The sequence below is a fragment of the Pantoea sp. SJZ147 genome, assembly GCF_007828605.1.
Classification (GTDB): domain Bacteria; phylum Pseudomonadota; class Gammaproteobacteria; order Enterobacterales; family Enterobacteriaceae; genus Pantoea; species Pantoea allii.
Genome location: NZ_VIVB01000006.1, coordinates 80,080 through 101,264, shown reverse-complemented (window position 1 = coordinate 101,264; position 21,185 = coordinate 80,080). Strand labels below are relative to the sequence as shown.

Sequence of the window (21,185 nt, the reverse complement as noted above, 5' to 3'; positions counted from 1 at the left end):
GCCGTTCCGCTCTGCTTTGTGACCGCCAAAAATGGCCGCAAACTGCACCTTTTATTCAATAAACAGAATCTCTGTTCCATTTCTTAACGATTCTGAAAGGCCCGGTTGCACGAATGTTCTTTAGGTTCGTCACAGTTATTTCATTTTTAGTTTGAAATACCTATAAATGGAATTTAAATTTCATTTAATCCTTTCTCTGTCAGCCCGGAGTCAAAATGAATAAAGTCAGAATCGGCATGATCGGTAGCGGTTATATCGGTCGCTGCCATGCGATCGCCTATGCCCAGGCACCGGCGGTGTTTGCGTTAAAAGGGGAGATCGTGCGTGAGATGCTGGCAGAGGTTAATCCCGAACTGGCGGCAAAGCAGGCCGCCACCTTTGGCTTTTCCCGCTCCACGGGTGACTGGCATGCGCTGGTATGCGACCCGAATATTGACGTCGTAGACATCTGCGCGCCCAATTTTCTGCACAAAGAGATGGCGCTGGCTGCCATTGCCAACGGCAAGCACGTTTATTCTGAAAAGCCGCTGTCTCTGACGGTGGCCGATGCACAGGAGATGGTAGAGGCGGCCAATGCGGCAGGGGTTAAAACCCTGGTGGGCTTCAACTACATGAAGAATCCCACCAGCCAGCTGGCAAAAGAAATCATTGCGCGGGGCGAAATCGGTGAGGTGGTGCATTTTTATGGCACCCATAACGAAGACTACCTGGCGAAGCCGGAAACGCCGCTCGACTGGCACTGCCAGAAAGCGCTGGCCGGGTTAGGTGCACTGGGCGATCTGGCCGCGCACATCGTCAATATGGCGCACTACCTCGTAGGCAACATTGCTGAAGTCAGTGGGGATATGATGACGGTGATTAAAACCCGTCCGGACCCAAAAGACCTGAGCCGTCAGTTGCCGGTAGAAAATGAAGACCAGGCCAGCGCCTTGCTGCGCTTTCACAATGGCGCGCACGGCGTAATTGAAACCTCGCGCATCGCCTGCGGCGCCAAGATGGGGCTGACCTATGTCGTGACCGGCACCAAAGGCACGCTGCGTTATACCCAGGAGCGCATGGCGGAACTTGAGCTCTATATCCATGATGAACCGGCAGGGCGGCAGGGCTTCAAAACGCTGCTAACCGGGCCTGCGCATCCGGACTATGCTAACTTCTGCGTATCGGCAGGCCATGGCATCGGCTTTAACGATCAGAAAACGGTAGAAATTCGCGATTTGATTAATGGTATCGCTGCGGGCGACCGCATGTGGCCAGATTTTGCAGAAGGATTGCAGGTGCAGAAGGTGCTGGAGGCGATAGCCCTGTCGGCAGCAGAAAGACGCTGGAAGGCGGTATAGGTCTTAGTTACATCATACTTATGACTGCACAACACAAAGTCGGCCCCGAGCATCATGTCGGGGCCGGTCAGCGTTGATCAGGCTGACGCTTTATCCCACCACAGCTTATCCATCGCATAGTAGCGATCGCGCTGACTGACAGGCTGAGACAGATCGCGCTGCCACGGCTTATCCAGAATGTAATGCAGGTTCTTGACGTCGTCGCATTCCCACAGTTTGTCATGCTGGAAACGCAGCGTTTTCAGGGCGTTGTAAACATAAGAGAGCGGCATCCACTGGCCTTTAAAGGCCTCGTTCAGCAAATCCTGCTCGGAAAAGGTGTACTCGCTCAGGTCATCGATAGCCGCAATGCGGGCTTCCAGTTTTTCAAACATGCCGTTATCGGGCTTCAGTACCAGAAAGCCGCCGTTGAGGTAGTCATCCACATGCGCGGGTGGCGACTCCTCACGTTCCTGCCAGGTATAGTGACAGAACTCGGGTTGCCAGTTGTCAGGATAGGCGTCGATCTGGTTGGGATTGCAACGGCAGGCATGACAGGCGGCAAGAAAGTTGTCACCGAGATCCAGTGAGAACAGTTCATCCATGTTCTGTAAGACCAGCATATCGGCATCCAGAAACACGACCCGCTGATAATCGGTCAACTGCCATGCACGCAGTTTGGTCCAGACTTCCCCGAAGCGTTCAGACGCATAGTGCGCGTTCAGATCGCGGTGCGGATAAAGCCCGTGAACACGATGGATCACACAGCCTTCATCTTCCAGTGCGGCGCAGTCTTGCGCATCAATGGCGTCGGTTGCCATGACCACCAGTGGCCAGCGCGTTTTAGTTTGCATCAGTGAACGGTGCAGCGCTTTCACGCCCACCAGATAATCCGGTTGCGTCAGTAAGGTTACCCAGGCAAACATATCATCCCTTATCGGTTTCATTAAACAGTGCGGTGGTGTAGTCGTTGCTAAGGCGGTTTTGCGGATCGCGCTGCTCCCGCAGGGCGCGGAACGCTCCCCAGTGGGGATAGAGATCCTGCCAGCGGTACAGCGAGGCATCATAATATTTGCCCCAGTGAGGACGACCGCCTTCTTCTGCCAGCAGTTTCTCCACCTCAGTTAAAAAGTGCAGGCCCGCTTCAGAAAGGGAACCGTCATCGGCGTAATACACCACAAAGCCAAAGAAGCAGGTGGGTTGGTCGAAGGCTGGACTCAGCCAGGCCGATGAGGCACCGGTACAGCGCAGGATAATTGGATAGTGCATGTGCGGGCGATTTTCGGCATACCAGCGTTTAATCTTGCGGATAACCGCCGGTGTTTTTTCCAGCGGCACGCCGATCTCCACGTTGATCTGCGGCACGGCAATGCCGCGACAGAACAGCTGATAGATATCGCCGGTGACATCGGTAAAATCCCGAAAACGTGTCACGGTGCGGAACTGTTTGCCGCCTTTACCGTGGATCTGCGTGTCGCGATGCATATGTTCCAGCGTCTGATCGATGGTGTCGTTCAGGCTGTCATCACCTTCATCAGCGTGCTCCACGACTTCACGGCCATTCTTCTCATAATGCTGGATCTCGTCTTCACTGGCCTGATGCGCATTCCACACGTGCATCAGGTTGTCATCCACAAACCACCAGGCTTTGCTGAGTTCGTATTCGTCATTCCAGCGCAGCAAATCACTTTCCAGGTTATCTGCGGGAACCGCATTTTTATGGCAGGTGAAAATACGAAAAGGCTGGGTGCGCAAGGTGACCTCAGTGACGATGCCAAGCACGCCAAGGGAAACCTGCGCAGCAGCAAAATCCGCATCACCACGTGACAGCTCACGAACTGAACCGTCGCTCAGCACCATGCGGATGTGCTCAGCTTCATCGGCAATCGAACTCTGTTGCAGGCCCTGACCGTGGGTGCCGGTCGCCATTGCGCCCGCCAGCGTCTGTACGGAAATGACGCCGGGCGAAGAGGCGAGCATGCGATCCATGTCGGTCAAGGTGCTGTAGATGTCTTCCAGCGGTGTGGCAGCCGCGAAGGTCACGCTGTTCTCGTCGCTGCGGACAAGGCCGGTCAGCGCACTGAGATCCAGCAGCAACTCGTCCGGGTGCACGGACAACATTCTGCCAGGGGAATAGGTTTTGCCGGTCACGCGTACCTTGCCACTGGATTCACGCAATAACTGCTGAAGCGCGGCTTCATCAGCGGGGCGTTTTACCTGCTGGCGCGTCCCAATTTGTGCATTTTGCGCCCAGTTCCAGACAGCATCATCGTGCGGATCAACGTGGGTCTGGCGTAGCGGATAAAGGTTGGCGTCTCTGCTCAAACTGCAGTCCTTAGTTAAGTGATATTAAAAATACCTCTTAAGCATAGACTATTGCTTTTTACGCCCGGGATGCTGGCCGCTAGCGACAGATATAACGCAGGGTGGCCGTGACCGCTAACTGGCGGTTACGACGGATAATGTCCGCTTCATCTTTGTCGGGGCTGAACAGAGTATTAAACGTGAACCGGTTCGATACCTGATGCACGCAGATACTGCTGATAAGGCGATGTACATCCAGCGTCTCGACTTCCTGAATAAACAGCCCCTGCTGCTGTCCCCGACTGAGGATGTCATCCAGCAGATCCAGCGCACTGCGGTTCAGCTGGCCCAGGCGGGCTGACTGCGCGATATAGCGGCCGCGGGACAGGTTTTCCATGCAGATCAGCCGAATAAAGTCTGGATGAGAAACATGGTAATCAAAACTGGCCTCAACCAGTTTGGTTATGGCCTGCTCAGGTTGCATTGCCGCCAGATTCAGGCCGGTTTCGTGTTCCCGGATCTGCTGATAAACCTGTTCCAGCACATCGATATAGAGCTGCTCTTTATTGCCAAAATGGTAAACCACCATGCGTTTGGTGGTCTGGGCATTCTCGGCAATCTGCTCCAGGCGAGCACCCTGCATACCAAATTCGGCAAAGGTTTTGAGTGCACCAGCCAGAATGCGTTTTTTAAGCCCTTCGGGATCGTTTTTGCGTTTCGTAGTGTCCGACATAGTGCTCAACGGGTTGCCTGATAACGAGAAAGTAAGAGGCTGATACTACCACAGCGAAACAATACTGTTGCGCCGACAGGGGAAAATCCCCCCGCCAATCAGGATTAATCGGTCTGTTCTGAGGCGCGTTCTCGATAAGGCAGCGGCACCTTTTCCCCTCTGACGTTATTGCTGCATTACAGCGTTTTTACGATCATACCGATGGCGGCCAGCAGCATAATCACGCCTACCACTTTGTACATTATCTGCAGCGATTGCGGGCTGGTCAGAAAAACCCGGATTTTCATCGCCGCCAATATAAACATTGCGCCGACAGCCAGTAATACCGCGGCGGTAACGGGCACCAGCACTGTCCCCCAAAATTTCAGTGAGATCGTCTCCAGGGAAATCACCAGCGGCAGTATTGCCAGATAAAAAGCAATCGTTTTGGGGTTACCCAGCGTAATACTCAGACCGGATAGCCAGGCTGAAGCCAGTTGCTGATGCGTCACTTTCTGGTCGATGTTGATTGCATGGGGTTGATAAGACCAAAACTGCCAGGCCAGAAAACCCAAATAAAGTGCAGCCGCCCAGTTAATCAGGGTAAAGAGAGCGGTATAGGTATGCGCGACCACGCCAAGGCCAAAAACGGCAAGGGTGAGATAAAATAGATCGCCCATTATCACGCCCACCAGGGCGGCTAAGCCGGCCAGTGAACCGCCATTTAAGCTGCGCGCGACAATCGCCGTCATGCCCGGGCCAGGAATCGCGGCGGCCAGGCCAAGCGCCAAAACATAAGGCAGTAATTCTGCATTGACAGGCATAGCATTTCCTTTCTTTAGATGACATGTATGCGTCTGTTCACGAGTCCTGTAGCCCTGACAGCACGCTCGCTCAGAGGCGAAGTAAAATGCCCTTATCCGCCTTACTTCGTTGCGTCACATCCTGCTCTGTAAAGCATTCACCTCTCGCACCGCACACAACACAGGGTGAATACAGTATGCCGGAGCTGACCAGAAATGGGTTGTCTGAATCACGTCGATATGCCTTACTCTTTGCAAGAATTTACCTGTTTTATGCCTTATACAGAAAGGAACTGACCTCCATGGCGCTCGACAAGACAGAAATAAAAATTTTAAGTGTATTGCAGGGCGATGCGCGCATCACCAATCAGGAACTGGCCGATAAAATTGGCCTGTCCGCCTCACCGTGCTGGCGCAAAGTTCGCAAACTGGAAGAACAGGGCGTGATACAGGGCTACCGGGCCGTACTGGATCGAAAAAAAACCGGCTCTGGGGTAATGGTGTTTATTCGGGTGGTCATTGACTGTCACAGCGAAGCTGAAGCGGAGAAGTTTGAGCAGCAGGTGACCGCACTGGAGGACGTTGTGGCCTGCTACAGCATAGGCGGCGACGCCGACTTTCTGTTGCAGGTGGTGGCAACCGACCTCGACTCATACGCTGATTTCGCCATGTCGGTCGTGCGCAGGCTGCCGCGTATCAAAGAGATGCAAAGCATGTTTGTCTTAAAGGAAATTAAACCTTTAACGACCTACCCGATTAAAAGCACATAATGAAACCATTGCTCTGGTAAATCCAGGTTCTGTTATCGCCTGGCCATCATACTCCGTATGGTGGCTCTATCCTGATGTCACGCCGATACGTTCCCGGCTTGCTCAACGGCCAAAAGCTCATGCAGTTTTAAAGCGGCCGGCCAATTTTTTTTGTGCCTTTGATGTAGTTAAGGTTGTGATATTGGCCATTTGAATAAATCACAATGAACTTCCTCTGACCGACATAGGCTCCGTAACTGTTTTTAGCGTTAACCATGCCGGGAATGATCCAACCGAACATCAATTCTTCTTTATCTTCGGGAACATTCATGATCCATGAATATCCTCTATAGGGCTGGAAAAAACGATAATGGGCGCTATAGGGATCTTTTAGATGATAATAAAACGTATCTTTGACTACCGTTTTATAGTTATTAGGCAGCGTGCCATAATTAGCGAACTGCACCTGTAACGGATCGGGTTCATGAGACCGTGCTACACATCCAGTTAGCAATACTGTTAAGGCAAAATAAAGAAAGCGCGTACTCATCAACTGCCTCTCAGTGGGGGGCATATTATAAATTTTTTATCAGCCAGAACACTAGCATCCCGATTGATTACCGGTCTATAAACCATTGATAAACGAATTGTTTATTGATCAGTGCCCGTCTGGAAAGGGAAATGTATGGACGTTGCCCGTCGCGTGAAGGCAATCATGATCGATGTGTAAACAGCGAGGCCATCTGAAAGTGTTGCCTGCCAACATCAATCGGGCTTCAAGGTGCGTTAGCGATACCCAGCAAAAAGCCCGCTCAGCTTTCCCTGAGCGGGCTTCTCACAATCTGGTTCCTCTCACCAGGATCGCCTTTGCCATTAACTGGCTGAATGACAAGCGAAACTGAAAAATGGCGGCGGTTGTCAGGGCCACCAGAATGACCACCAGCACCCATCACTTTCGCCTTATTTTCTCTCTGCGACAAATGGCCTTCCGGGTTCACGATCTGCAAGAAGCGGCCTGATTTCAAACTGGACATCCCCCTTACCGACAATACATTTGAAAATGTCGGATGACATTGCAGTTAAGGTCGCTCTTCACATTGCACCACTACCATTATTTTCATGAAAGTATTTGCATGTGGTTTATATTTATTAATGCTTTTTGTTTTCACGAAAACAGTTTATTCAGATGTCTGAAAGGGCAACGTTAAAAATATTTTGTATATCATTCGTAGTAAGTCACTATCCGTTGCCCACTCAGTTCATGGACACTAACCTTCATATCATAAAGTTGGCCGAGACGTTCAGCTCTAATAACCTGGTCAGGAGAACCCTCACAATATATTTTGCCTGCGGACATCGCAATAATGTGATCTGAATAGTACGAAGCAAAGTTGATATCATGAAGCACTAATACGACGGTTTTACCCAGATCGTCTGCTGCTCTTCGAAGAATCTTCATTGTTGCAGTAGCATGCTTGAGGTCTAAACTGTTCAGGGGTTCATCGAGTAACAGATAATCGGTGTCCTGACACAGGACCATTGCAATAAAGGCGCGCTGGCGCTGTCCACCTGAAAGCTCGTCAAGGAAACAATCGCGCAACGATGTTATGTCCAGATACTCAAGTGCATGCTCAATATGCTCTCGATCATCTTGGGTGAAACGTCCTTTCGAGTGCGGGTAGCGGCCAAAAGCTACCAGGTCGCTGACGGTCAGGCGCACACTGGTATGGTTATCCTGGCGTAGAATTGCCAGACGTTGTGCAAGTATGTTCGTTGGCGTGTTAACGACATTCATCTCGTCAACCGTCACTGTTCCACTGGTTGCTGGCAATAACCTGCTAATGAGCATCATAAGTGTGGATTTACCTGCACCATTAGGACCGATGATGGATGTCAGTCCGCCTTTAGGTATACTCACTGAGACGTTGTCCACAGTCGTAATTGTGCCGTAGCGTTTAGTGAGTGCGTGCGTTTTTATCATCGCGCCTTCTGCATGATTAATATAATGAAAGTAATACCGCCGAAGAACTCAATTATAATGCTCAGGCCGGTATTAAAGCCAAATAGCCTCTCCAGAACAAACTGCCCGCAGACCAGACACGTCATCGCGATCAGCACAGAGGCCGGTAGCATCAGAGCATGCCGCGCATTCCCGACAAAACGATAAGTTAGATTGGCTACCAGCAGGCCGAAGAAAGTAACCGGCCCAACCAATGCCGTAGAGACCGATACGAGGATGGCAATCATCATCAGGATGGCTCTAACCGTTCGTTTGTAATCAATGCCTAAATTGATCGCGGTGTCTCGCCCTAGCACCAACACATCAAAGCTGTGCCGCATTCTCCAGCCTGTCAGCGAGACGCTAAGGACAAGTATTGCTGCTATGGATAGCAGGCTGGCGTCGATAAGATTGAAGCTTGCAAAGAGGCGGTCCTGCAGGACGGCGAATTCCCCCGGATTGATAACACGCTGCAGGAAATTTGACAGACTTCGCAGTAGCCCACCGAAAACGAGACCGGCCATCGCCAGAAACATCAGGTCTCTGCGTCCCCCGGCGAAGAGTCTGCTATAGAGCAGGGTTGCTGAACCGATCATGACGAATGTCTCGACTGCAAAACGTAGAAATGGGTTGATGGTAGCGTCGTGGACATAGCCTATGGTGAATGCCACTAAGGTCTGAATAAATACGTACAGTGCATCGAAACCCATGACGGATGGCGTCAGAATACGATTCTGGGTTATGGTCTGGAATAGCACAGTAGAGACGGCTATTGAATAACCAACTAACAAAAGCCCTGCGAGCTTTTGTGCACGAAGAGGTAGCACAAAAGACCAATGTCCTCCTGCACCGACTGTCATGAAAGCCACTGATAAGAGTAATGTCAGTGTAGCGAGCAAAATGATTACTATAACGGGTCTTATCTCTTGAGATTCAATCAAATCGTGCAGCTCCCCTTTTGAGGATGAAAAGGAAAATCACACTGCCAGCAATCCCTATGATGGGGCCCACTGGGATCTCGAAGGGTTGGTTTACGGAGCGACCTAAAATGTCGCAACTCAGTACGAAACCGGCGCCGAGAGTGGCGGTCCAGGGTACTGATCTGCGCAAATTATCGCCTATCATCATGCTGATGATATTTGGCACGACAAGACCGACAAAGGGAATTGCACCTACCGTCGCGACCACTGCAGCCGTTACGATTGAAACGATGACCAGCCCGGTAATGAGTGTCAGCCGATAGTTCAGGCCCAGGTTATTTGCGAAATTCTGCCCAAGTCCTGCCACAGTGAACCTGTCGGCTGCAATGTAAGCGAGGACGGCTGCGCCAAATGAGATCCACAGTAGTTCATAGCGGCCGCGCAGAACCGATGAAAAATCCCCAGTAGACCAGGCTACGAGGGACTGAATAAGGTCGAAGCGGTAGGCAAGAAATGTCGCCATTGCATTGATTACGCCGCCGAGCATCAGGCCGACGAGCGGAACCATTAATGGCGAGCGCATGGGCGACAGCCGCAGGATGACAAGGAACAGCAGTGTTCCCAGAAGGGCGGTACAACATGCCACAAGCATGCGTGCGAGCACAGGCAGCCCGGGGGCCAGTAGCGCAGCCAGCAATAACCCAAGAGTGGCGGACTCAATCGTACCTGCTGTGCCAGGCTCCACGAATCGGTTTCGCGAAAGCATTTGCATGATCAGGCCAGCAACAGCCATGGAACTTCCAGCGAGGAGCAATGCAAGGGTCCTCGGAATGCGGCTAGCCAGCAGAATGCTTATAGTCGATGTCGTATTGCCTGCAAAAAGCGATACAGGCGAAGTTGTCGTCGCACCGATAAAGAGGCTAATAAGGGAAAGCAATCCGATAACGCTCAGTGCGATCAAAAGTCCTTTCACTGACGATTTGTCAACGTGCGCTGGAGACGTCATTTTGTCTTCGTTATTGCCAGGGAAACTTCATCGGCCATTGACTGAAGCGCAGTGAGTCCGTCGCCAACAATATACCATGCGACAGGATCAAGGTAGACAACGTGGCCAGCCTTCCAGGCTTTGGTTTGACGCACCAGTTCATTATCCAGCAGCTGTTGGGCTGATGCTCCTTTTTCCCCTATGGCCGCGTCACGATCAATCACATAAAGCCAGTCAGGATTCGTTTCGAGAATGAACTCAGAGGATATCACCTGGCCGTGAGGGCCATCATCCAGTTTGCGCGTCACGGGTTGCACGCCAAAGTCGTTATAAAGTGTACCAAACCAAGAGTTTGGGCCGAGCGCCGCGATGCGTCCACCGCTGGTCATCACCAGCAGTCCTGTCCCTATTTTGGACGTTTGTGCTCGAAGTGCCTCTACTGTTGCACGTAGCTTGCTGGTACGACGGTCAACCTCGGCTTGTTTCCCAAATATTTCTCCAAGAAGCTGCGCATGCGATATGGCGCTGTCAACCCGGTGTTGAAAGTCAGGAGTAAGGTCGATGGTAGGGGCGAGCTTTGCTAATTGAGTGTACTTGGGTGATGAACGTCCCCCCACGATGATCAGGTCAGGGGACAGCGCATTAAGTGCTTCGTAATCGGGCTCGAAAAGTGAACCAACCTTCCGGTAACGGCTTTCCCCAAATTTAGCGAGATAAGGGGGATAGTTGAGTGTGGGAACACCCGCAACATCAACCCCTATGGTGGAAAGGGTATCTAGTGCAGCGATATCAAGTACAGCCACAACCCTGGGCTTGACCGGTACGCTGGTTATCCCCTGAGTATGATGAACGGTTATCTCTTCGGCTTGCAGCATGCTCGAAAAAAGAACAAAGAATGTCAGTGAGATTATCGCCAGCGCATACTTGATGCCCACTACCACACACGATGGGCGCGGATAATAACCGTTTGATATGAGTACAAGGACAGTCTGCCTGTTGAACATGCTGAATTTCCGTAATTGTCGGCGTCAACGCGCTGCACATCATGTCCATTGCATTGAACATCATAATAATGGGTTCGATATCACCACAAGTTGTTAATTAGGGATATAACGGTTTGCGCATACGATAAAAATAGAAAAGCTCGCTAAAAATGATATGGATTTAAAAGTAAAGTGTCATTGCGCAATATAGCCAATCTGTTAACCAATTCAGCCAAAATAAATCGGATAATTTTTCTCATCAGGCGTGTTTTTTATCTATTTTAATAGCGGTCTTATGTGGGTGCTAAGTTATTAATAACGGGTGGCGGACTTTAATGCCAATTAATATCACGCTGGTTTTTTGAGCTAATTCCCAATATTTTAATTTTTCAAAACCAAGATAATTTTGTGAGTATTTTTTTCAATGTTATTTAAACTGGAGCGATTTTATAAAAAAAGAGAAGGGTGATTAACATGCAAAGAAAAATGAAAGCAATGGTTTATCACGGGAAAAATGATATTCGTGTTGAGGAAAGGGTTCGTCCAACGGTTATGGAAGCTACTGATGCCATTATTAAACTAACCAAAACGACAATCTGCGGGACTGACCCGGGTATATGGAAAGGAAAAAAACCGGAGACTGGCAAGCAGACGGACGGAGTGGTTCTGTGACCATGTTCTGTTGCGCTTATGCCAGCCCAATGCAACGTGCTTAAACGTTTTTTCCGGTGAGCGGGCAGCTTTCCTGGCGATACGTTGCTGTGCTGGATTGATATTCTGCGCCATCACGTTGCTGCCGGGCATAAGCCAGAGAAACATCGGGATAGGCACCTAAGCCGAGGCGGGATTCTTTACCATTGATACGATATTTGAGACACCAGAGACGTGAACCGGCTGGATTGACGAAAAGGGACAGGCCATGAGAATCGGAAACTTTGAAAGGTTTAGCGGATGGTTTTACGCTTCGGATTGTCGTGTCGTTCAGAGACGTAGGGTAGTCACGCCATAATCGAACTGAAATGACCTCAAATCAGACCATCAACCTTGCCCAATGCGAAGGGGGAAATGAAAATGCACCGGAAAGACTTTTCATGCTAAGTTGTTGAATATAAAACGTATAATGATTCGGGGAGATGCATGAAAACATACATCTGGCTCCTCTGACTGGACTCGAACCAGTGACATACGGATTAACAGTCCGCCGTTCTACCGACTGAACTACAGAGGAATCGTGCTACAGGGCGCATACTAATGGAGTCAGGATGCTGAGTCAAAGCGGTTTTACCGGCTTCTGAACCCTTTGCTGAAGGTTTCAACAGCCTGTTTATTTCGCCCGCAACAATCCCTTTGTAAGGTTCCATTTAAGCATTCGTTGAGTCGCCTTTCAGATACATGACCTGGCCCTTAACGGATGAGGGCAGGGCGTTGGTGCGCGCGGTGATATTCGCGCCGCTTGTGCCGTGATAAGCAGCAGCTATGGTTAAAAGGGTGCATAACCTTATCACGGAGAGGCGAATGAACGAGCAACTGAAAGCGCAGATAGCCGCAAGGCTGGCGGTAACGGCCGGGCAACGACAGCAGACACGCACAGCGCTCAGCCAGGGCCAGCAGGCGGAGCCGGATCAACGACGCGCGCAACGCTATGCGTTTCAGCAACGCGCCCGCCAGGGTGTCATCATTGGCACGAACGATCTGCTACCGGTGTCTTTTTTGCAGCAAGGATTGCGCGCGGCCAAAGCCGTGGCGCTGGTCAGAGAAGATGGCGTGCCGAAAGGCAGCGGATTTCTCACCCACGGCAACCTCTTTGTGACTAACCATCATCTGCTGTCTGACCCCGCAGCATCAGGCCGTATCACACTTCAGTTCGGCTACCGTCAGGGCGAGACGGACGAGCTTATTCAGGGGCGTCTTTATAGCGTAGATGCAGAACGCTTTTGGCTTACCAGCCCGACGGACGCGTTTGACTGCACGCTAGTCGCGCTGGGCGAAGCGCTTAACGACAGCGCTGAGAATCCGTTGCCGCTGGCGCTTAACGATCGCAACGATAAACATGCACTGGGCATCAGCCTTAATCTGATCCATCACCCGGCTGGCGCGCCACAGCAAATTACGCTGCGCAATAATGCGCTGTTAGCCCGTCACGAACAGTTTCTGCACTACGAGGCCGACAGCGAAGGCGGCTCGTCGGGTGCGCCGGTATTCAACGATGGCTGGCAACTGGTGGCACTCCATCATGGCGGTGTTGAAGATAACGGGAAATGGGTTAACGAAGGTATACGCATCAGCGCGCTCACTGACTGGCTGAAAGGCGAACTGCCGACGCTGCCTGCTGACCGGCAGGCAATCCTGATGCAGGCACTCAAGGCTGAACCCGCACCGGACTACGCGCTTCCAGGTGCCGCCGCGCCGGACGAAAATTATCGTAACCGCGACGGTTTTCAGGCGGACTTTCTGGCTGATACCCACATCGATATGGCCACGATTATCGCCCCGCGTTCCGGTGAAGTCGCGCCCCTGCGTGACGGGCGCAAGGGCGCTGAGGCCAGGCTGGATTACGAACACTTTTCCCTGCTGATGAACGCTGAACGGCAGCTGGCTTTTTTTACCGCGACCAATATTGATGGCGCGCGCTATATCAATGTCGACCGCGGCAGCGGGCAGCCCTCACTGTTACCCGAAGGCGACCGCTGGTCTGAAGACAGCCGCATCGACAGCCGTTATGTGACAGGTCAGTCGTTCTATAGCGCGTTCAGCCGCTGGTTCGACCGCGGTCATCTTACCCGTCGCAGCGATCCCACCTGGGGCACAGCGGCTGAAGCGGTGCGCGCCAACAAAGATACGTTTCATTTTACTAACTGCTCACCGCAGCATTTTCGTTTTAATCAGAGCGTGCAGTACTGGCAAGGCGTTGAGCGCTATATCCTGGAATACGGCGTGCTGAAAACCAAACAGCAGATTAGCGTGCTGACCGGACCGATACTCAACGATCAACATCGGCAATATGGAGAGTTACAGGTGCCGCTGATGTTCTGGAAAGTGGTTCTGCGCATTGGGCCACAGGGCAAACCGCAGGCGACCGCCTTGCTGGTCAGTCAGGATAAGTTGCTGGATGAGCCGCGCCGCGTGTTACCGTCCTTGCAGCCGGAAGCGGTGCCGCAGGTGGACGAATACCGTGTCTCTGTCCGCTCGCTGGAAACGCTGGCCGGGCTTGATTTCAGTGCTTTCCGCGACTGGGACAGCTGGCAGCCAGATGCCAGTCTGCTGGCCGAGCCTGTGCAGGCCAAACTGATTATGACGTGGGCAGAGGTGTTGTAATCGCGGAGGAAAAGTGGCTGACTGTCGTCGCGTAAAGCCCGCGCCGGGAAACCCGGGCGGGTTTTATTCATGCTGGCCGCTGGCTGAGGTTGTCATTGTCTGTATACGCTGAAAGAACGAGCGGTTTAGCTACAAACCCTTGTCTGTTTAGATCATTAGCCTGACTACGTTTGGTGAACTATGCGACTGCCAGTGCCGATAACGTGCAGACATGATCCCTCGCTGACAGGCAACGTGCGGTTTCTGATTGAAGAGAAAGCGCCCAGCCTGTTGCAGTAAGCAGCGAACCTCTCAGAGATTCGCTGTGCAGAACTCACGCATAAGCAGGTTCGACAGGGTAAAACGTTGGCGACTTTAGGGGGATTCTTTTCAGACGTTCGCAATGAATGCGATAACGCCGCGCAGGAACCCATGATTCACAGTACTGCGGGTTGTGGCTGCATGTGAAGGCAAAGAAGAACACCCATTCGTCCATGCACCCGGCGATGAGTTCTCAGACACGAAATGCCTCCACCATGCCCCGCAGATCCTGTGCCTGCTCAGACAGCGAACGGGAGGCTGAAGACGACTCCTCCACCAGCGCCGCGTTGTTCTGCGTTACGCCGTCCATCTGGCTCACCGCCACGCTGACCTGTGAAATGCCCTGCATTTGCTCGGACGATGCCAGGGAGATGTTATCCATGGCCTCCGCCAGCTCGCCGACCATGCCAACAATCTTCATAATGCTTTGCCCGGTAGCGGAGGCGACGCACACGCCGCTTTCCACCTGATCAACGGCCTGTTCAATCAGCACCTTAATATCCCGTGCCGCCGTGGCACTGCGCTGCGCCAGCGTACGGACTTCGCCAGCCACCACGGCAAAGCCACGGCCTTGCTCACCGGCGCGTGCCGCCTCTACCGCCGCATTCAACGCCAGAATGTTGGTCTGGAACGCAATGCTTTCAATCACCGAGGTAATATCCCGGACTTTTGCGGCGCTGACGGAGATATCGTGCATCGTCTCCGACATTAGTTGTACGTCGGACTCACCCGAGCGGGCCAACTGTGCCGTCCCGCGAGCCGATTCAGCGGTCTGCTGAGCACCTGCGGTATTGCTCTTCACCGTGGCGGTCAGTTGCTCCATGCTGGCAGCGGTTTCCTGCAGGGCGGCGGCCTGCTGCTCGGTGCGGGATGACAGTTCGGTATTGCCTTGGGCGATTTCATCGGCGGCCAGCGCCACGGAGGCAGAGGCGTCTTTTATCTGCGAGACCAGACCGCGCAGTCTGGCCTGCATGCTGTCCAGTGAGGCCAGCAGGCTGGTGGTATCCTTGCTACGCAGCACAACGGTGGAACTCAGGTCTCCGGCCGCAATAGTAGCTGCCAGCGCCTGTGCCTGACCAGGTTCACCACCCAGCTGCCGCATCAGTTTCCTGCTAATAAACACACAAATTGCTGCTCCGGAAATGACGGTTGCAAGAATGAGCGCAATAAAGGTTTTAATAACGCGACTGGCGGAGTCATTACTTTTTACCGCCGTGTTTTCAGCAAACGCCCGCTGCATATCTGTTAGTTCATTCAGACTGGATATGAGAATTTGCTGAGGAGGACGAACAACATTTGTCAGATAAGCAGCAAGGCCATCCAGTTGCCTCTGCCTGCCCATGTTGGCAGCGGCGGCGAGTGTGGTGAGCGCAGCCTGTTCATTTTCCTGCACTTTCCTGAGCAGGCTAAGTTCCTTCTGGTTACTGTCTCTCTCGATCATGGCGGCAAGCTCAGTACGTTTCTGAGTATAAGCCGCTTTTTGGGTTTCAAAGCGCCCCCACTCATTCTCAATCGCTGATTTATCAGAAAAGAGAGCCATGTTCCTCACTTCAACAAGCATGTTTCTCAGGGCCGTACCTGCATCATTAGCCAGTGTGACTTTTTTGAGGTTGGTATTGACGATCTCATTAATATTCTGACGCGCTTCAAGCAGGTTGCTCATGGCAACCGCTGAGCTAATAACAAAAAGCAGGATTAAAAAGGCAAATCCTGCCGACAGTCGTGTCGATACCTTCATCTTTCTCTCCGGTTATGGTTTGTCGTACCCATGTTATTTTCGGCAGAGTGCTGATGAACCTAAGGGGCCGTTTTCACAAAGCGCAAAACAGCGCTTTTTTTTAACGTCTGGTGATATCTCACTACGAGCTGACCCCATGACAGATACCGGTAAACGCGTAAGTTCACCTTAATAAATCAATTAAATTAAAGTGTTGTGCTGCGCATATTACGTCCTGTTGTGCCGACAACGCCTCTGTCTTATTTCTCTTTTAAAGGCATCGTTAATGATTAAAAACGTTTTCAGCCAGCCGCAGCGAGCATCCGCTGCTGTTACCGTCCTTTAGCCTGAAGAACATCGTCAAAAATGCCCGGCTGTCGCTCAACTGCCCGACCTTCAGGACAGTCAGCTACCTCTGGCACCTGAATCGTTTTGGATGCGTGAGGGAGAAAGAAATACCCGAAGCACGCCGTTGCTGGGTTATGCCTTTTGCCACTCTTACATCAGGTAATGCTTTAACAACGCGTTGATATTCTTCTATATAGATAGTCGACACCGCTTTATTTCGATCTTTATCCCAAAATGGAATATCTCGCGCTGGCTGATTTATCTCAAAAGGGGATGATGCGATGCGTTTGCATAACGCGGAGTGAACAACATGAAAAATCAGGACTGGCATCCGGCAGCTATCAGCGCGTGAGTCGGGAATAAAGAAACAAGAGACAGCGCTGTCGCGCAAAGCGTGATTCGCCTTAGCTGGTTTAGCGACTGCGCTCACGTGGTGTGGCGGATGGGGAAGGGGCGCATCGCCGCAGAATCAAGGTGATTAAGCGCAACACATCTGGCCTGGGCGCGATTCCACTGCCGCCCATCATCATGCGGCTAACCCCCAGCAAGCAAAAAGCCCGCTCAGGTTTCCCTGAGCGGGCTTTTCAAAATCTGGCTCCTCTGACTGGACTCGAACCAGTGACATACGGATTAACAGTCCGCCGTTCTACCGACTGAACTACAGAGGAATTGTTGGAACGGGGCGAATAGTAGCGGCGTCAGTTCGGGATGTCAAAGCACTCTTTCATCGTTTGCGTTCAAGTGCTCGTAAAAGCAGCGCTTTGGCGAATATCAGACACATTCGCTTGCTTTTCAAACTGCTAACAGGATCTCACTTTAAACCCATTTCTCAGTAGATGTTAGACGCATGTCAAAGTTTTGTTATTTGACGATATCAAAACACTTGTTTCAGTGCTTTTATGATAAAAATTTCAAAAACAAAATATATGGAATAAATAAACTGCTCGGCGCGGGAAAGTGGGATGGACGTGCCAGCGCAAAGAGGATGTCTCATCCTTAGTTAGTAAAATCATGTAGATAAGAAAAGTAATGGTGGATTGAAAAAAAAGCATTAACGGAGTTGCCTTACCTCAAATTTTCCATAAAAACGCCAGCGAAGCGGTTCGAATGTAAAAAATATTTTTCATTCAAAGCGTTATTCGCTAGCAAGTTAACAAATAAGAAGGGTCCCTATGAACATCAAAAAAACGATTGTTGCCTCACTGTTAGCCTGCATGTTACCCGCCGCCGCAATGGCAAAAGATATTTCCGTTGGCGTTTCAATGGCGTTGTTTGATGACAACTTTCTGACGATTGTGCGTACCGCCATGCAAAAAGAAATGCAAAAAGATGGCGTGAAAGGTCAGGTTGAAGATGCCAAAGGCGATGTGGCCCAGCAGCTCCAGCAGGTACAAAATTTTATTGGTCAGGGCGTGGACGTCATCATCGTTAACCCGGTAGACACGAACGCCGTGAAACCCATCATCGATCAGGTAACCAAAGCCGGAGTGGCGCTGGTGTTTGTTAACCGTAAACCTCAGGCCCAGTTAGGCGACAAGATGGCGTATGTGGGCTCTGACTCCGAGCTGGCGGGACGTCTGCAGATGGAAGCGTTGGCGAAAGCCATGAACGGCAAAGGCAATGTGGCGATTCTGCTGGGCGATCTGGCTAATGAAGCCACGCGTGAACGTACCAAAGGCGTTGAAGCCGTGGTCGCCAAATACCCAAATATTAAAGTGGTACAAAAACAAACGGCCAAATTTACCCGTAACGATGCGGTAGATGTCGTAAGTAACTGGATGACCGCTGGCGATGATATCAATGCCATCGCGTCAAACAACGATGAAATGGCGATTGGCGCCATTCAGGCATTAGGCAAGAACGATAAACACATTCTGGTAGCAGGCGTGGATGGCACACCGGATGCGTTGCAGATGATCAAGAACGGCAAGATGGTGGCCAGCGTATTCCAGGATGCTAAAGGCCAGGGTGAAGGCGCTGTTCAGACCGCCATCAAGCTGGCTAACGGTGAGAAAGTGCAGAAAATTGTGGATATCCCCTTCCAGCTGATCACCAAAGATAACTACACCAAATACGTTGGCATGAACCAAAAATAAACGTCCTGAACCTGTTGTACGGAGGTGATGTATGACCGCTTTTGCGCTTGAAGCCGAAGGCATCAGCAAGTTCTTTCCAGGCGTTAAGGCACTGAACAATGTGTCACTGCGCGTACGTTCTGGAACGGTACATGCCTTGATGGGTGAAAATGGCGCGGGCAAATCCACTTTAATGAAGTGCCTGATCGGGATATATCGTCCCGATCAGGGCACCATTAAGATTAAAGGGGAGCCAGTGCAATTCAGGGACACCATGGATGCGTTACGGTCCGGTATTTCTATGATCCATCAGGAACTGAATCTGGTGCCGCACATGACCGTGGCTGAAAATATCTGGCTTGGACGGGAGCCGGTTAAATTTGGCTTTGTCGACCATGCTCAGTTGAATAAAGAAACCCAGGCGCTGCTAAACCGGCTGAATATTAAACTGAAAGCCGACAGCATGGTGGGCGAGCTGAGTATTGCCTCGCAGCAGATGGTAGAGATTGCCAAGGCGGTATCCTGGAATTCCGACATTGTCATTATGGACGAACCCACCTCCGCCTTAACGGAAACTGAAGTCGCGCATTTATTTACCATCATTCGCGATCTGCGCCAGCAGGGGAAAGCCATCATCTATATCAGCCACAAAATGGATGAGATCTTTGCCATCACGGATGAGATTAGTATTTTCCGTGATGGTAACTGGGTCGGCAGCGACATCACCAGTGAATATACGCGCCAGTCGCTGATTACCAAGATGGTTGGACGTGAGCTGACACAGCTGTTCCCCAAATTCAACAATGCCATTGGTGAAGAGGTGCTGACGGTACGTAACCTCACCTGTAAAGACCGGTTTTCTGAGGTGAGTTTTAGCGTACGTCGTGGCGAAATCCTTGGCGTTGCCGGGCTGGTCGGGGCAGGGCGCAGCGAGGTGATGGAAACCCTGTTTGGTATGACGCATTTTGACAGCGGTGAAATCCTGATTGATGGCGTACCAGTCACTATCGACTCGCCGTCTGCCGCGATTGAAAAAGGCATGGCGTTTCTGACTGAAGATCGTAAGAAGTCTGGGCTGTTTTTAGTGTTGTCGGTGTTAGAGAACATGAGCATCGTCAACATGCCTGAATACAGCGGTAAAAGCGGTTTTGTCAGCCATGTCAAAATGGCCCAGGACTGCATGGATCAAATTCGCCGCCTGAACATCAAAACCCCAACCATGGATCAAATCATCAATAACCTGAGCGGGGGAAATCAGCAGAAAGTGCTTATCGCTCGCTGGCTGCTGGCCCAACCGAAAATCCTGATCCTGGATGAGCCAACGCGAGGAATCGATGTAGGGGCAAAAGCCGAAATTTACCGTTTGATCAGTGAGCTTGCCAACCGTGGAGTCGCCATCATTATGGTGTCGTCAGAGCTGCCGGAGATTCTGGGCATGAGCGACCGTATAATGGTGATGCATGGCGGGCGCATTACCGGCATCCTCAATAAAGAAGAAGCCGACCAGGAAACTATTTTGTCGTTAGCATCCGAATGAGGCGCGAAACCACTATGAGTAACACAAAAGTCACGGCCGCTCAGGCTCCTCAACAACAACCCTCGTTTCTGTCGACCTTGCGCCATCGCATGCCAAAGGACACCGGCATCTTTGTGGTGATGGTGGGGATTGCCCTGGTTTTTGAAATGTTCGGCTGGTATGTGCGCGATCAGTCCTTTTTACTCAATCCTAACCGCCTGGTGTTGATCGTCCTGCAGGTTGCTATCATCGGCATCATTGCCGTGGGTGTGACGCAGGTGATCATTACGACCGGTATCGACCTTTCTTCCGGTTCGGTGATTGCGTTAACCGCAGTGGTGGCTGCCAGCCTGGCGCAAACGTCAGACAGTCTCACGCCGATGTTCCCGTCGCTGGTTAATATGCCTGCGGTTGTACCTATTGGTGCCGGTATCGGGGTCGGTTTGCTTTGCGGGCTGATCAATGGCGTCTTAATTACCCGTACCGGAATTCCTCCCTTTATTGCCACCTTGGGTATGATGGTCTCCGCGCGCGGTCTGGCGCAGTATTACACCCAGGGCAACCCCATCAGTTTTCTGTCCGATGGATTCACCTCTATTGGTCAGGGTGCTATGCCGGTGGTGATTTTCCTGGTTGTGGCGCTGGTGTTTCACGTTGCGCTGAAACATACCCGCTATGGCAAATATGTTTATGCCATCGGCGGCAATATGACTTCGGCCAAAGTGTCCGGCATTAACGTCAATAAATACCTGATCATCGTTTACACCATCGCAGGGGCGCTGTCAGGCCTGGCAGGTGTGGTGCTGGCGGCACGCGTCAGCAGCGGCCAGTCAAGCATGGGCGTGGGCTATGAACTGGATGCGATTGCCGCAGCGGTCATCGGCGGCAGCAGCCTGATGGGCGGCGTGGGTCGTATTACCGGCACGCTGATTGGTGCGGTGATTCTTGGTCTGATTAAAAGCGGATTCACCTTTGTTGGGGTGGATGCGTATATCCAGGATATCATCAAAGGCATCATCATCGTCGCCGCAGTTACCATCGATATGCGACGCAATCGCGCCAAACGCTAATACGCTGCCGCCTTTGCGCCGTAGCGGCGTTGGCACCAGGCGCTTATCCCAGTCACATAGTTAACTATGCTCC

Annotated in this window: 18 protein-coding genes, 2 tRNA genes and 1 pseudogene; 7 read left to right on the top strand and 14 right to left on the bottom strand. The window is 51.6% G+C overall.

Features of this window, described 5'->3' with window-relative positions; all coding sequences use genetic code 11:
* Positions 1–215: 215 nt before the first annotated feature.
* Entirely contained in the window at positions 216–1,337 is a 1,122-nt protein-coding gene (locus tag FBY13_RS10585; protein ID WP_096010776.1) for a Gfo/Idh/MocA family protein, read from the top strand.
* 77 nt (positions 1,338–1,414) lie between these two features.
* On the opposite strand, the gene FBY13_RS10580 is transcribed toward FBY13_RS10585, so the two are convergent.
* From FBY13_RS10580 to FBY13_RS10565, 4 genes are all read right to left on the bottom strand, one after another.
* On the bottom strand, positions 1,415–2,242 hold the full coding sequence (locus tag FBY13_RS10580) for a glycosyltransferase family 8 protein (protein WP_145394113.1): 828 nt from the start codon (positions 2,240–2,242) through the stop codon (positions 1,415–1,417).
* A 1-nt stretch (position 2,243) separates the two neighbouring features.
* Complete coding sequence (locus FBY13_RS10575) at positions 2,244–3,641, bottom strand: D-arabinono-1,4-lactone oxidase (RefSeq protein WP_145394112.1); 1,398 nt, start codon at positions 3,639–3,641, stop codon at positions 2,244–2,246.
* 79 nt (positions 3,642–3,720) lie between these two features.
* Complete coding sequence (locus FBY13_RS10570; protein ID WP_063880118.1) at positions 3,721–4,353, bottom strand: TetR family transcriptional regulator; 633 nt, start codon at positions 4,351–4,353, stop codon at positions 3,721–3,723.
* Between the two features lie 176 nt (positions 4,354–4,529).
* A complete protein-coding gene (locus FBY13_RS10565; RefSeq protein ID WP_145394111.1) occupies positions 4,530–5,156 on the bottom strand; it encodes a LysE family translocator in 627 nt (208 codons plus the stop codon).
* A 281-nt stretch (positions 5,157–5,437) separates the two neighbouring features.
* Here FBY13_RS10565 and FBY13_RS10560 point away from each other — a divergent pair, with 281 nt between their 5' ends.
* Positions 5,438–5,905, top strand: coding sequence for an Lrp/AsnC family transcriptional regulator (locus FBY13_RS10560; RefSeq protein WP_063881208.1), 468 nt, complete (start codon positions 5,438–5,440; stop codon positions 5,903–5,905).
* A 127-nt stretch (positions 5,906–6,032) separates the two neighbouring features.
* Here FBY13_RS10560 and FBY13_RS10555 read toward each other — a convergent pair whose 3' ends face one another.
* The 6 genes from FBY13_RS10555 to FBY13_RS10530 form a co-directional block, all read right to left on the bottom strand.
* Positions 6,033–6,434, bottom strand: a complete 402-nt coding sequence (locus FBY13_RS10555) for a hypothetical protein (protein ID WP_145394110.1) — start codon at positions 6,432–6,434, stop codon at positions 6,033–6,035.
* Between the two features lie 262 nt (positions 6,435–6,696).
* Positions 6,697–6,918 (bottom strand): hypothetical protein, encoded by a 222-nt coding sequence (locus FBY13_RS10550; protein WP_145394109.1) that lies wholly within the window; start codon positions 6,916–6,918, stop codon positions 6,697–6,699.
* Positions 6,919–7,106: 188 nt separating this feature from the next.
* Positions 7,107–7,865, bottom strand: a complete 759-nt coding sequence (locus tag FBY13_RS10545; protein ID WP_063880115.1) for an ABC transporter ATP-binding protein — start codon at positions 7,863–7,865, stop codon at positions 7,107–7,109.
* Positions 7,862–8,824: an iron chelate uptake ABC transporter family permease subunit gene (locus FBY13_RS10540; RefSeq protein ID WP_216639867.1), complete on the bottom strand. Its 963-nt coding sequence runs from the start codon at positions 8,822–8,824 to the stop codon at positions 7,862–7,864. Before FBY13_RS10540 ends, FBY13_RS10545 begins: the two co-directional genes overlap by 4 nt.
* Positions 8,817–9,776, bottom strand: a complete 960-nt coding sequence (locus FBY13_RS10535; protein WP_063881205.1) for an ABC transporter permease — start codon at positions 9,774–9,776, stop codon at positions 8,817–8,819. The genes FBY13_RS10540 and FBY13_RS10535 overlap by 8 nt, the downstream gene beginning before the upstream one ends.
* A 29-nt stretch (positions 9,777–9,805) precedes the next feature.
* Positions 9,806–10,792, bottom strand: a complete 987-nt coding sequence (locus FBY13_RS10530) for a siderophore ABC transporter substrate-binding protein (protein ID WP_222430269.1) — start codon at positions 10,790–10,792, stop codon at positions 9,806–9,808.
* Positions 10,793–11,245: 453 nt separating this feature from the next.
* On the opposite strand from FBY13_RS10530, the gene FBY13_RS10525 reads away from it, so the two are divergent.
* Complete coding sequence (locus tag FBY13_RS10525) at positions 11,246–11,443, top strand: alanine acetyltransferase (RefSeq protein ID WP_255474483.1); 198 nt, start codon at positions 11,246–11,248, stop codon at positions 11,441–11,443.
* Here the strand turns inward: FBY13_RS10525 and FBY13_RS10520 are convergent.
* Together FBY13_RS10520 and FBY13_RS10515 are read right to left on the bottom strand one after the other, a co-directional pair.
* Positions 11,390–11,792: pseudogene (locus tag FBY13_RS10520) on the bottom strand (Arm DNA-binding domain-containing protein); the annotation flags it as partial. The gene FBY13_RS10525 and the pseudogene FBY13_RS10520 sit on opposite strands and share 54 nt — an antisense overlap.
* Positions 11,793–11,923: 131 nt before the next feature.
* Positions 11,924–11,999, bottom strand: a tRNA-Asn gene (locus tag FBY13_RS10515).
* Positions 12,000–12,286: 287 nt separating this feature from the next.
* Between FBY13_RS10515 and FBY13_RS10510 the strand changes: the two genes are divergently transcribed.
* Positions 12,287–14,086, top strand: coding sequence for a DNA/RNA non-specific endonuclease (locus FBY13_RS10510; RefSeq protein ID WP_145394108.1), 1,800 nt, complete (start codon positions 12,287–12,289; stop codon positions 14,084–14,086).
* 493 nt (positions 14,087–14,579) lie between these two features.
* Here the strand turns inward: FBY13_RS10510 and FBY13_RS10505 are convergent, their stop codons facing one another.
* Positions 14,580–16,124, bottom strand: coding sequence for a methyl-accepting chemotaxis protein (locus FBY13_RS10505; protein ID WP_145394107.1), 1,545 nt, complete (start codon positions 16,122–16,124; stop codon positions 14,580–14,582).
* Between the two features lie 919 nt (positions 16,125–17,043).
* A tRNA-Asn gene (locus FBY13_RS10500) sits at positions 17,044–17,119 on the bottom strand.
* Between the two features lie 504 nt (positions 17,120–17,623).
* Between FBY13_RS10500 and FBY13_RS10495 the strand changes: the two genes are divergently transcribed.
* The 3 genes from FBY13_RS10495 to FBY13_RS10485 are packed head-to-tail and all read left to right on the top strand — an operon-like array spanning position 17,624 to position 21,112.
* Entirely contained in the window at positions 17,624–18,547 is a 924-nt protein-coding gene (locus FBY13_RS10495; protein ID WP_109717314.1) for a sugar ABC transporter substrate-binding protein, read from the top strand.
* Positions 18,548–18,578: 31 nt separating this feature from the next.
* Complete coding sequence (locus FBY13_RS10490; protein WP_109717313.1) at positions 18,579–20,063, top strand: sugar ABC transporter ATP-binding protein; 1,485 nt, start codon at positions 18,579–18,581, stop codon at positions 20,061–20,063.
* 14 nt (positions 20,064–20,077) lie between these two features.
* On the top strand, positions 20,078–21,112 hold the full coding sequence (locus FBY13_RS10485; RefSeq protein ID WP_145394106.1) for an ABC transporter permease: 1,035 nt from the start codon (positions 20,078–20,080) through the stop codon (positions 21,110–21,112).
* The last annotated feature ends 73 nt before the right edge of the window (positions 21,113–21,185 follow it).

Bases quoted from the DNA above. Each gene is read 5' to 3' on its own strand.
- FBY13_RS10580 (WP_145394113.1), bottom strand. From the start codon at position 2,242: ATGTTTGCCTGGGTAACCTTACTGACGCAACCGGATTATCTGGTGGGC.
- FBY13_RS10565 (WP_145394111.1), bottom strand. From the start codon at position 5,156: ATGCCTGTCAATGCAGAATTACTGCCTTATGTTTTGGCGCTTGGCCTG.
- FBY13_RS10495 (WP_109717314.1), top strand. From the start codon at position 17,624: ATGAACATCAAAAAAACGATTGTTGCCTCACTGTTAGCCTGCATGTTA.
- FBY13_RS10585 (WP_096010776.1), top strand. From the start codon at position 216: ATGAATAAAGTCAGAATCGGCATGATCGGTAGCGGTTATATCGGTCGC.
- FBY13_RS10570 (WP_063880118.1), bottom strand. From the start codon at position 4,353: ATGTCGGACACTACGAAACGCAAAAACGATCCCGAAGGGCTTAAAAAA.
- FBY13_RS10555 (WP_145394110.1), bottom strand. From the start codon at position 6,434: ATGAGTACGCGCTTTCTTTATTTTGCCTTAACAGTATTGCTAACTGGA.
- FBY13_RS10525 (WP_255474483.1), top strand. From the start codon at position 11,246: ATGCAAAGAAAAATGAAAGCAATGGTTTATCACGGGAAAAATGATATT.
- FBY13_RS10560 (WP_063881208.1), top strand. From the start codon at position 5,438: ATGGCGCTCGACAAGACAGAAATAAAAATTTTAAGTGTATTGCAGGGC.
- FBY13_RS10545 (WP_063880115.1), bottom strand. From the start codon at position 7,865: ATGATAAAAACGCACGCACTCACTAAACGCTACGGCACAATTACGACT.
- FBY13_RS10530 (WP_222430269.1), bottom strand. From the start codon at position 10,792: ATGTTCAACAGGCAGACTGTCCTTGTACTCATATCAAACGGTTATTAT.
- FBY13_RS10550 (WP_145394109.1), bottom strand. From the start codon at position 6,918: ATGTCCAGTTTGAAATCAGGCCGCTTCTTGCAGATCGTGAACCCGGAA.
- FBY13_RS10485 (WP_145394106.1), top strand. From the start codon at position 20,078: ATGAGTAACACAAAAGTCACGGCCGCTCAGGCTCCTCAACAACAACCC.
- FBY13_RS10490 (WP_109717313.1), top strand. From the start codon at position 18,579: ATGACCGCTTTTGCGCTTGAAGCCGAAGGCATCAGCAAGTTCTTTCCA.
- FBY13_RS10510 (WP_145394108.1), top strand. From the start codon at position 12,287: ATGAACGAGCAACTGAAAGCGCAGATAGCCGCAAGGCTGGCGGTAACG.
- FBY13_RS10505 (WP_145394107.1), bottom strand. From the start codon at position 16,124: ATGAAGGTATCGACACGACTGTCGGCAGGATTTGCCTTTTTAATCCTG.